The 10398-nt window shown below is 62.5% G+C and carries 10 protein-coding genes; 1 reads left to right on the top strand and 9 read right to left on the bottom strand.

Features of this window, described 5'->3' with window-relative positions; genetic code table 11:
* Positions 1–64: 64 nt before the first annotated feature.
* The 4 genes from gfa to xoxF5 all read right to left on the bottom strand — a co-directional run bounded on the left by gfa (position 65) and on the right by xoxF5 (position 4236).
* A complete protein-coding gene (gene gfa / locus IVB42_RS30050; protein WP_018460308.1) occupies positions 65–628 on the bottom strand; it encodes an S-(hydroxymethyl)glutathione synthase in 564 nt (187 codons plus the stop codon).
* Between the two features lie 33 nt (positions 629–661).
* Entirely contained in the window at positions 662–1771 is a 1110-nt protein-coding gene (locus IVB42_RS30045; protein ID WP_018460307.1) for an S-(hydroxymethyl)glutathione dehydrogenase/class III alcohol dehydrogenase, read from the bottom strand.
* A gap of 61 nt (positions 1772–1832) precedes the next feature.
* Positions 1833–2321, bottom strand: coding sequence for a c-type cytochrome, methanol metabolism-related (locus IVB42_RS30040; RefSeq protein ID WP_007601366.1), 489 nt, complete (start codon positions 2319–2321; stop codon positions 1833–1835).
* A gap of 109 nt (positions 2322–2430) precedes the next feature.
* Positions 2431–4236 carry a lanthanide-dependent methanol dehydrogenase XoxF5 gene (gene xoxF5, locus IVB42_RS30035; RefSeq protein ID WP_018460306.1) on the bottom strand — a complete coding sequence of 602 codons (1806 nt, stop codon included), beginning with the start codon at positions 4234–4236 and terminating at the stop codon, positions 2431–2433.
* Positions 4237–4748: 512 nt separating this feature from the next.
* Between xoxF5 and IVB42_RS30030 the strand changes: the two genes are divergently transcribed.
* A complete protein-coding gene (locus tag IVB42_RS30030) occupies positions 4749–5717 on the top strand; it encodes a helix-turn-helix domain-containing protein (protein ID WP_007601369.1) in 969 nt (322 codons plus the stop codon).
* A 58-nt stretch (positions 5718–5775) separates the two neighbouring features.
* Here the strand turns inward: IVB42_RS30030 and IVB42_RS30025 are convergent, their stop codons facing one another.
* From IVB42_RS30025 to IVB42_RS30005, 5 genes are all read right to left on the bottom strand, one after another.
* Positions 5776–6201, bottom strand: coding sequence for a hypothetical protein (locus tag IVB42_RS30025; RefSeq protein ID WP_085350671.1), 426 nt, complete (start codon positions 6199–6201; stop codon positions 5776–5778).
* Between the two features lie 130 nt (positions 6202–6331).
* The gene (locus tag IVB42_RS30020; RefSeq protein WP_085384845.1) at positions 6332–7321 is read right to left on the bottom strand and encodes a tripartite tricarboxylate transporter substrate binding protein; all 990 of its coding nucleotides are present in this window, start codon (positions 7319–7321) and stop codon (positions 6332–6334) included.
* A 113-nt stretch (positions 7322–7434) separates the two neighbouring features.
* On the bottom strand, positions 7435–8364 hold the full coding sequence (locus IVB42_RS30015) for a transporter substrate-binding domain-containing protein (protein ID WP_247471631.1): 930 nt from the start codon (positions 8362–8364) through the stop codon (positions 7435–7437).
* On the bottom strand, positions 8361–8717 hold the full coding sequence (locus tag IVB42_RS30010; RefSeq protein ID WP_247471628.1) for a c-type cytochrome: 357 nt from the start codon (positions 8715–8717) through the stop codon (positions 8361–8363). Before IVB42_RS30010 ends, IVB42_RS30015 begins: the two co-directional genes overlap by 4 nt.
* Positions 8718–8727: 10 nt before the next feature.
* Positions 8728–10392 (bottom strand): methanol/ethanol family PQQ-dependent dehydrogenase, encoded by a 1665-nt coding sequence (locus tag IVB42_RS30005; protein WP_247368970.1) that lies wholly within the window; start codon positions 10390–10392, stop codon positions 8728–8730.
* Positions 10393–10398: the final 6 nt, after the last annotated feature.

The following is a 10398-nucleotide window of genomic DNA, read 5'->3' as shown; positions in this document are numbered from 1 at the left end:
TGGTGGAACGCGAGCGGACGGGGCGCAGCAAACGTCAGGCGACCTTTGCTCAGGCGGCCTTTGCTTAAGCGGCCTTGGCTTTCGCCACGTGGGTCGCGATCGCGTCCATCAGCGCCGGTGACAGGCAGTCATAGGGCTCAAGTCCAAGCTCCTTGAACCGAGCCCGTATTCCGCCCATCTGCTCCGGCTTCACGCCCGATTCGATCACCGACGAGACGAAGGCGGCGAATTGCGGCGCCTGCGAACCCTGCTCCTGGAACAGTTCGGGGTGGATGAAGTCGAGGCCGTAGAACGGGTGATCCTTGTTCTCGATGCGGCCGTACATGTGCGTGCCGCAGGCCTTGCAGGCGTAGCGCTGGATCGTCGCCGATGGATCGACGATCTGGAGCTTGTCGCCGTTCTCGAGCACGGTGACGTTCTGGCGGGGTACCACGGCGACGACGGAGAAATTCGCCCCCTGCGGTTTCCAGCACTTGGTGCAGCCACAGGCGTGATTATGCGCGACGTCGCCCTTGACGGCGACCTTGACCTGATGGTCCTTGCATTTGCATGCGAGCGTGCCGCCGGCGAAGCTGCCGCTGCCCTGTTTGATGCCGTTATCGATCGAGGGATGGAGTGCAACAGTCATGGGTCGATCCTCCTTGGGGTGACGCTTTTCGAACTAGAACACGACGACTGAACGGATGGACTTGCCCTCATGCATCAGGTCGAAGCCTTTGTTGATGTCTTCGAGCTTGAGCGTGTGGGTAATCATCGGGTCGATCTGGATCTTTCCGTTCATGTACCAGTCGACGATCTTCGGCACGTCGGTGCGGCCCCGCGCGCCGCCGAAGGCGGTGCCGCGCCAGTTTCGCCCGGTGACGAGCTGGAACGGGCGGGTCGCGATCTCCTTGCCGGATTCGGCAACGCCGATGATGATCGAGGTGCCCCAGCCGCGATGGCAGGCTTCCAGCGCCTGGCGCATCACTGTGGTGTTGCCGGTGCAGTCGAAGGTATAGTCGGCGCCGCCGTCGGTCAGGGTCACGAGATGCGGGACGATGTCGCCGGTGATCTTCTTGGGATTGACGAAGTCGGTCATGCCGAACCGGCGTCCCCATTCCTCCTTGGAGTCGTTGATGTCGACGCCGATGATCTTGTCCGCGCCAGCCATCTTGGCGCCCTGGATCACGTTCAGGCCGATGCCGCCGAGGCCGAACACGACCACGTTGGAGCCCGGCTCGACCTTGGCGGTGTTAACGACGGCGCCGACGCCCGTGGTGACGCCGCAGCCGATGTAGCAGCTCTTGTCGAACGGCGCGTCCTCGCGGATCTTGGCGACCGCGATCTCCGGCAGCACGGTGAAGTTCGAGAAGGTCGAGCAGCCCATGTAGTGGTAGATCGGCTTGCCTTTGTAGGAGAATCGGCTGGTACCATCGGGCATCACGCCTTTGCCCTGCGTCGCGCGGATCGCGGTGCAGAGGTTGGTCTTCTGGCTGAGGCAGCTTTTGCATTGCCGGCATTCCGGCGTGTAGAGCGGGATGACATGGTCGCCCGGCTTCACCGAGGTCACGCCAGCACCGATCTCGCGGATGATGCCCGCGCCCTCATGGCCCAGGATCGACGGGAAAATTCCCTCGCTGTCGAAGCCGTCGAGCGTGTAGGCGTCGGTATGGCAGATGCCCGTCGCCTTGATCTCGACCAGGACTTCGCCGACCTTTGGTCCTTCCAGATCGACTTCGACGATCTCGAGCGGCTTCTTGGCTTCGAAAGCGACGGCGGCACGTGTCTTCATCTTAAGCTCCTTAAATTCCAGCAGGGCGCCCAGATCCAGGTCCTGGTCGGGCTCCGCACGTTCATTTCTTGCCCATGCACGAATCTTCGTTCTTGGTATAGGCGTCGTTCTTGTCCTCGTGCTTGCCGGGTCTTGTGCGGCCCCAGGCCTCGTTGGAGCGGGCGCGCAGGTAGACGTAGAGATCGTCCATGTAGCAGGCGACGTTCGGGTTATCGCCGAAGGCCGGCATCACGTTCTCTGCAGCAGTCGAGATGTTCTTGCGGCCGGAGGCGACGACGCCGAGAAAATCGGCATAGCTCATCGTCTTCAGCGAATCCTTCAACGCCGGGGCGTAGGTCGAGCCCATGCCGTCCGGGCCGTGACACACATGGCAATCCGAGTGATAGCGGCGGTATCCGGAATAGGTGTACCAGTCGACGGATCCGTCGGTGATCTTGTAGGTTGGGTTGCCTTCCTTGTCGGACCATTCGCCGGTTTCGTTCTGCTTGACGGCAGTCGGGTCACCTGATCCGTCAGCGACGGCAATTCCCCCGGACGCGACCAAGAACATCGCAGCAATGGCAGAGCAGATTTTACGCAAGAGATTTTCCTCGGAAGGCATTCGGTGAGACGAGCCGGCGCGTGGAGTTGATCCACGCGCCGGAGCGATGCTGAGAGGCCTAGTTGGGCAGCGAGAACACGGTCAGCGTACCGCCGAGTGCCGTGTAGTTGCTGAGCGCCGCGTAGCCACCGACGGCGCCGAGACCGGCGGTCGGATCGGTCAGGCCTGCCGCCAGACCGATGCCGGCCCAGCCGCCCACGCCGGAGAGCACTGCGACATACTGCTTGCCGCCGTTCTCATAGGTGGTGACGTTGCCGATGATGCCGGAGGGAGTCTTGAACTTGTAGAGCTCCTTGCCGGTCTTGGCGTCGACTGCCTTCAGGTAGCCTTCGAGCGTTCCGTAGAACACCACGTTGCCCGCGGTTGCGAGCGCACCCGACCAGACCGAGAACTGCTCCTTGTTCGACCAGACGATCTTGCCGGTCTTGCCGTCCCAGGCGATGAAGTTGCCCATGTGGGTTTCACCCTGTGGCGGATACATCGAGAGCGTTGCGCCCACGTAGGGCTGACCCGCGGTGTAGCTCACCTTGAACGGTTCGTAGTCCATGCAGACGTGGTTGGTCGGAACGTAGAACAGCTGCGTGTCCGGCGAGTAGGCTGCCGGCTGCTCGTCCTTGGTGCCGAGCGCGGCCGGGCAGATGCCCTTCACGTTGTGGTCCTCGCCCGCCTTGTCGGTCGAAGCTGCATCGAGCACCTTCGGGCGGCCGTAGGTCGGCGAGTTCTTGTCCATGTCGACGCCGGAGGTCCAGTTCACCTTCGGATCGTACTTTTCGGCGACCAGAAGCTCACCGGTGGCGCGATCGAGCGTGTAGCCGAGGCCGTTACGATCGAAATGCGTCAGCAGCTTGCGCGGCTGGCCGTTGATGGCCTGGTCCGAGAGGATCATCTCGTTGACGCCGTCATAGTCCCACTCGTCGTGGGGCGTCATCTGATAAACCCACTTGGCCTGGCCGGTGTCAGGGTTGCGAGCCCAGATCGTCATCGACCATTTGTTGTCGCCGGGACGCTGCTTCGGATTCCAGGTCGAGGGATTGCCCGACCCGTAATAGACGAGGTTCAGCTCGGGGTCGTAGGAGATCCAGCCCCAGGTGGCGCCGCCGCCGATCTTCCACTGATCGCCTTGCCAGGTCTTCAGGCTCGAGTCCTTGCCGACCGGCTTGCCGAGTGCGGTGGTCTTCTCTGCGTCGACCAGGATCTGATCGTCCGGTCCTTCAGAGTAGCCGCGCCAAGCCAGCTTGCCCGTCTTGATGTCGTAGGCGGTCATATGGGCTTGAACACCGAACTCGCCGCCGGAGATGCCGATCAGCACCTTGTCCTTGACGACCATGGGGGCCGAAGTACCGGTCTCGCCCTTGCTGGCGTCGCCGTTCTTCGCGGTCCATGCCACCTGACCGCTCTTGGCATCGAGCGCGACGAGCGTGGTGTCGGCCTGATGCAGGAAGATCTTGCCGTCGCCATAGGCCAGGCCGCGGTTGACCGTGTCGCAGCACATCACTGGGATTACGTTCGGATCCTGCTTCGGCTCGTACTTCCAGACGATCTTGTTCTCATTGGAAAGGTCAATAGCGTAGACCTTGTTTGGGAACGGCGTGTGGACGTACATCATGTTGCCGATGATCAGCGGGCCGCCTTCGTGGCCGCGCAGCACGCCGGTCGAGAAGGTCCAGGCGACCTGGAGCTTGCCTACGTTTTGTGCGTTGATCTGGTTCAGCTTGGAATAGCGGGTGTTGGCGTAGTCGCCGGTCGGCATCACCCAGTCTTTCGGGTTCTGCGACATCTTGAGCACTTCGTCGTTGGCCGACGCGCTGCCGACGGCGAGAGCCGCCGCGGAGCCAAGATAGGCCGCGAGTAGTACCTTGCGCATAGTCATTCCTCCATTGGTCTCGTTTATTGTTTCCGAAGCATTGCTTAATCGCCGGGCTTTTCGTCCGGCGTCTGCTCGTGCAGGGCGGTCACGATTGGACCAGAAACGATGCTGTGGTGTTTCCTCCTCCTGATGAGAGCCACGGGTCCACGTGCGGAGCGGCCCGTTCTTGTTGTTCCTGATACAATCCCTAACGACTTCGTCATCGGGAAACTTGCCCAAGAGAGAAGCTGGTTTGCTTGACAGCGCACGGGTCGGAAGTTTTTGATTTTGCAGTAGCGAATTCAGCGGCTTCCGCAACGCTTTGGCAGCGCCTTCACCGCTCAGGTTCCGCTTGACGGCGCTGCAACTAAGGCGGAGGATTAACTTACAAGGGTGGCAATGGAACGATGGCGCTCGTTCTAGAAGATCGCTCAAAATCGAGGTAAACGTCACGCAATCACGGTTCAGGGCTCCGGCAGCGCGGCTCGCGATTCGCGTCAAATCTCCGGATCAAACCAGTGGCTGGATTAATGTCCGACACGATTCACACGCTCTCGACGACGGGCATGACGCCGAAACGTCAGATCCAAAGCTGGATCGACGGGCTGACCAGCCTGTGTGGGCATTTCGACGTAGATCCGCTGGAAGCGTCTTCGCTCGAAGGCCGCATCGACTACACCAGCGTCTCGCGTCTGAAGCTCTGCCAGATCGAGGTCAGCCAACATCGCATCGCGCACACGCTGGCGCGCGCCAAGGCCAATGAACACCCGTATATCAAGATCCACTTCCAGACTTACGGCGTGTCCTATTTCGAGCAGGAAGGCCGCCACATCGAGCTGAACCCGGGCGACATCATCGCCTATGACGTCTCCTGTCCGCATTCGATCATCAGTCCCGCTTTCACGCGCCATGACGTGGTGATCGTGCCGAAGGCGCTGCTGCGCGACCGTGGATTCCCGTCGCAGCGAATGCCCGCCTGCAAATTGACCTCACGCACGGGGACGGGGCGCATCGCCCATGATTTCGTCCATGCGACCTTCGACGAGGCGGCCAAGCTGTCGGCGAACAGTGCGGTCGGCGTCGCCGATTCGCTGATCGACCTCTTGCTGCTGCCGCTGCGCGAGGCCGACACGATGCTCGATCGCGTCGGACCCGAAGCGACCTATGTGCGCGCGCAATTCTTCATCCGCGAGCATTTGCGCGATCCGGATCTGTGCATCGACCAGATCTCCGGCGAACTGGGCTGCTCCAAGCGTTATCTGCACATGCTGTTCTCGGAGCGCGGCACCACGGTGAGCGACTACATCTGGCAGGCGCGTCTTCAGAATTGCCGCCAGGAGCTCGAGGCCCACGCCGGCAAGACCATTACCGACGTCGCGTTCTCCTGGGGCTTCTCCAGCTCATCGCATTTCAGCCGGGTGTTCCGGAAATATTTCGGCGTAGTGCCGTCCTCGATCCACAAGGCGCAACAGGGCGCGGTTGCGGCGGACGAGCACTAGGCAAACGCCAGGTTCGGAGTCGACGCGACGGTTGACCGTCACGCGCCCGCGATGTCTCTCATGCCGATATGGCGATGTAGGGAATGCTGGTCAGGAGAGCGACGAGCAACACCGCGTTGCCCAGCATTCCACTCCAATGCAGTCGGCGTAGCCGGCGCGGGGCCTCGGCATCGCCGGCGTCCCTGGCGCTGAGCTGTTCGTCCATCTGTTGCATGAACCAGCGGCGCCCATAGATCGCCAAGGCTGCAAGGAGGCCAACGCCCATCGCTGCGACCAGACGACCGTCGAGCAGGAAAGCGACCGCTCCGATGATTCCGGCAACGCGCATCACCAGAAAATGCGCATTGAACATTCCGCGCAAAAGCTGGGCGACGGGCTGGATATCCAGCTTCACCAGCAGGAAGGCCGGAGACGCCAGGGTGAAATAGCCCATCGGAAAGAGTAGGATGATCATGACGGCTACGGCAACGCCATCCGGTGTCATGGGATCGGCCTTTCTCGTCCGCGCCGGCGAGACCTTCCCGCCAGCGTCGCACAATCATAGCGGGAAAATGCGCTTCCGGCACTAGGCTTTGGTCGGACGCCGCGCTGCGAAGGGCGTCATGCCTCGCGGTTCAGGCGGGTTCGAGGCCGAGCGATCGCGCGCTCTCGATCCAGATCGGCAGCTCGCGCTGATACAGGGCGTTGGTTTCCTTGAAGCCGATCGCGGGTTCGAGCACGAACGTGTTGAGAACCTCCTTCACCTTCGGATCGCTGTTGGCAGCGACGCAAAGCTCCGCCAGGCGGTCGACGACCGGCTGCGGTGTCGCTTTCGGCACGGCCCAACCGGAGAAGCCGCTGACGGTGAAGAATTTCGACGTCGCGCCCTGCTCGGGGAGGGTCTTGATATCAGGGATGGCGTCGACCTTCTTCGAATGCACCGCGAACACGGTGCCGCGATCGCTTTGCAAGACCGATTGCGCTGCGGTGTAGCTGCCCATGGCCACATCGAGCGTACCTTCCAGCATGCCCGTCCACATCGGGGCTTCGCCGCGATAGTGGATCGGCTCGATGGCAAGGCCATACTGCTTGTTGAGCTCGTGGACCGTCATATGCGGGGCCGAGCCCGCGCTATAGGTGCCGAAGTTGACTTTGCCGCTCTTGCGCGCAAAGGCGACGAAATCCTCCAGCGTCTTGACGCCGGTTTTCGGGTTCGCCACCAGCAACAGGCCGGCGCCCGGAATGACGCTGACCAGCGTCAAATCCTTGTCCATGTCGTAGCCGGGAGTCTTCATCACCACCCGGTTCATGATGTAGGTGGTCGAGATCGAGCACAGGATTGTGTGGCCGTCGGGCTCTGCGCGGGCGACCTCCGCCGTCCCGATCGCGCCGGCGGCACCGGGCTTGTTCTCGACGACGACGGTCTTTCCGACCTGCTTGGCAATGAATTCACCATAGGCGCGCGCGAGCAGATCGGTCTGTCCGCCGGCGGGATAGCTGCAAATCATGCGGATCTGCCGCGATGGCCACGCAGCCTGCGCCGAGGCGCCACGCGAGACGAAAGGCATCGCGAGTGTGGTGGTGCCGGCGGCGATGAAGCGGCGGCGATCGAGTTTTGCGGACATGATTCTCTCCCGGGTTGTCGCCGACGGTACTGCATCGGGTCGCCTCTGCCATGGGTGGCTGGCGAGACAGATTGGCGCATTCGAAGGGCCGCGCTGGGTGCGCCAGCTGTCCACTAGCGCTGAATGATCTTCAACCAGACGTCGCCAAGGATCGCAGGCTCCCGCGGCGGCAGATAGCTCAGCCCCGCCTGTGTGCCGAATTCGGCGATCTTGCCCTCGGCAGCAAGCCCGGTCAGCGCCTTGTTGACGGCGTCGAGCAGTGCGGGATCGCTGGCCAGCCCGACATAGCCGCGATTGGCCCCGATCGGATAGTAATAGCCGGACGCGGTGATCGCCGTGTCGGGGTGCGCGGCGCGATGGGCGTCGAAGCGGCCGAGGTCGATCAGCGTCGCGTCATAATCGCCACGGGCAAGTGCGCCGAGGAGATCATCGCGGCCGGGGACGAGATGCGTGATGTCGTCGATCAGGCGCCCCTTGTCGAAGGTCATGAGGATCGCATCGCCGAGCGAGCCGCTCTCGATGACGAGGCTCAGGCCGGCGAGATCTCCGATATCGCCGATGTTGCGACCCCGCGCCTTCGGCCCGAGCACGACCGTCATCGGCGAGTAGACATAGGGCTGGCTCGGCGCGAGCACGCCGAGCGCGACGCGGCGGCGCCGGTCGTCGCGCGTGGCGCCGGCAAAATCCGGCAAGCGCGCCGTTTTCATGCCGGGCTTGACGAGGGAGTCCGTCGTCAGCGCGTAGCCGCCGACGAGCGAGCAACGCCCATCGGACAGCAGCGCATTGGCCTCGAGCTGCGGGCTCGAATCCTCGTCCAGCTTGCTCTCGAACCACTGGATCGTCAGCGGCCGTCCGAGCCGGTCGGCGATCGCCTGCGCCAGCAGCACGTCGAAACCCGAGCCGGGCTTGCCCTTGTGATGCACGGAGAGCGGCGGCCTGACCTCGTCGAGACAAATCTTGAGCGGATCGTCGGCCGCGCGTGCAGCTGCGGCCGCCGCCGCGAGAATCGCGGCAATGCTCCAAACGGCCAGCCAGCGCCTCATGGTTTTCTCCGGCTCGAGATGAAGGCCCAGAGATTCCCGATCTCCTCGTCGCTGAGAATGTCAGCCCAGGGCGGCATCTTGTTGTTCTTGCCGTTCTTCACGGTGGTGACGAAGCGCGTCTTGTCGTCGGGGAAGGCGCGCAGGTCCGGCGTGATGGTGCCGGGGTTCATCATGTTGGGGCCGTGGCAGTGCGAGCATTTCTCGGCATAGGTCGACTTGCCGTGGTCGATCTGTGCCTGCACGGGATTGCCGGTTGAATCATCCGCGGCACGAACGGTCGCCGCAAGCGCGACCGTCAGCACCGCGAGGGCGGCGAGGATCGCCACCGTCTTGTGAGATAGCTTTCTCAGCATCGTGCCGTGGTTATTGCTTGACCGCAAAAACCCAAAGTGAGCCGCCGGGCGGGACTTTGGCCAGCCGTTCGTCGCCGGAGAACAGCGAGTAGACGCCGCCATAGCCGCTCGTCACGGCGACATACTGCACGCCGTCCTGCTGCCAGGTCACCGGTTGTCCCTCGATGCCCGAGCCGGTCTGGAACTGCCAGAGCTTCTTGCCGGTATCGGCATCGAAGGCCTCGAACTCGCCGGTCAGCGCGCCCGAGAACACGACACCGCCCGCGGTCGACAGCACGCCGGAGAAGCGCGGGATGTCGCTGGGTGCTTCCCACTTCGCCTTGCCGGTCATGGGATCGATCGCCTTCAGATGACCGCGCGGGCCGTCACCCCATTCCCAGAGATCGGTGAGGTCCATGCCGAGATACCATTCACCCTGCTTGAAGGTGGCGGGTTCGGTCTTGTACCTGCCGCCGAAGGCGAGCGTGTTGGCGTAGGCGAGGCCGGTCTGCGGATTGAACGACATCGGCTCCCAGTTCTTGCCGCCGAGGATCGACGGATAGACGGTCACCTTCTTGCCCTCACGCGCATCCTTCGAGACGTCGGTCTCGATGGGACGTCCGGTCTTCATGTCGATTCCCGTCGCCCAGTTGACCTTCACGTAAGGATTGGCCGCGAGCAGCTTTCCGTTGGTGCGGTCGAGCACGTAGAAGAAGCCGTTGCGGTTGGCGTCCATCAACACCTTGGTCGGCTTGCCCTCGACGTTCATATCGGCGAGGACCATCTCGGCCACGCTGTCATAGTCGAACGGATTGTTGGGCGAGAACTGGTAGTGCCACTTGATCTTGCCGGTCTTGGAATCAATCGCCAGCACGGAGCAGGTGTAGAGGTTGTCGCCCGGGCGTACCGCCGAGTTGAACGGTCCGGGATTGCCGATACCCCAGTAAACCGTGTTCAGCTCGGGATCATAGGAGCCCGTAATCCAGGTCGAGCCACCGCCGAGCTTCCAGGTATCGCCCTTCCAGGTGTCGCCGCCGGGCTCATCCGGAGAGGGGATCGAATGGGTGCGCCACAGGTGCTTGCCCGTTGCGGGATCCCAGCCGTCGATGAAGCCGCGGGTGCCGAACTCGGCGCCGGAGATGCCGGTGATCACGACGCCGTCGGCGACCAGCGGCGCCACCGTCATCGAATAGCCTTCCTTGATATCGGCCGCCTTCTGTCGCCACAGCTCTTTGCCGTCCTTGGCGTCGAGCGCGATCACGTTGGCGTCCAGCGTGGTGCGGAACACCTTGCCCTCATAGAGTGCTGCGCCGCGATTGATGATGCCGCAGCAGACGATGCGCGGCGTTTCGGCAGGATACTCGACCTTGGATTTCCAGATCTGCTTGCCGGTCTTGGCGTCGACCGCCATGGTCGCGTTGTGCGACGTCACGTAGATCACGCCCTGGTACACCAGCGGCTGCGATTCCTCGCTGCGATCGTCGTTGAAAGAGTAGTTCCAGACCGGGACAAGGTTCTTGACGCTGTCCTTGTTGATCTGGTTCAGCGTCGAGAAACGCTGAAGATTGTAGCCCATCCCGTAGTTGAGAACGTTCGATGTATCGGTCGCGCCTTTGACCAGCTGCTCGCTGGTTTGTGCACTTGCACAAGTCGATGCAAGCATGACGAGGCTCGCGGCCATCGCAAAGCGTTTCATCCGTCC

Source organism: Bradyrhizobium sp. 45 (assembly GCF_023073155.1).
Lineage (GTDB): Bacteria > Pseudomonadota > Alphaproteobacteria > Rhizobiales > Xanthobacteraceae > Bradyrhizobium > Bradyrhizobium canariense_D.
Note: the sequence above shows the minus strand (reverse complement) of the source record. Positions and strands in the feature narration are given on the sequence as shown.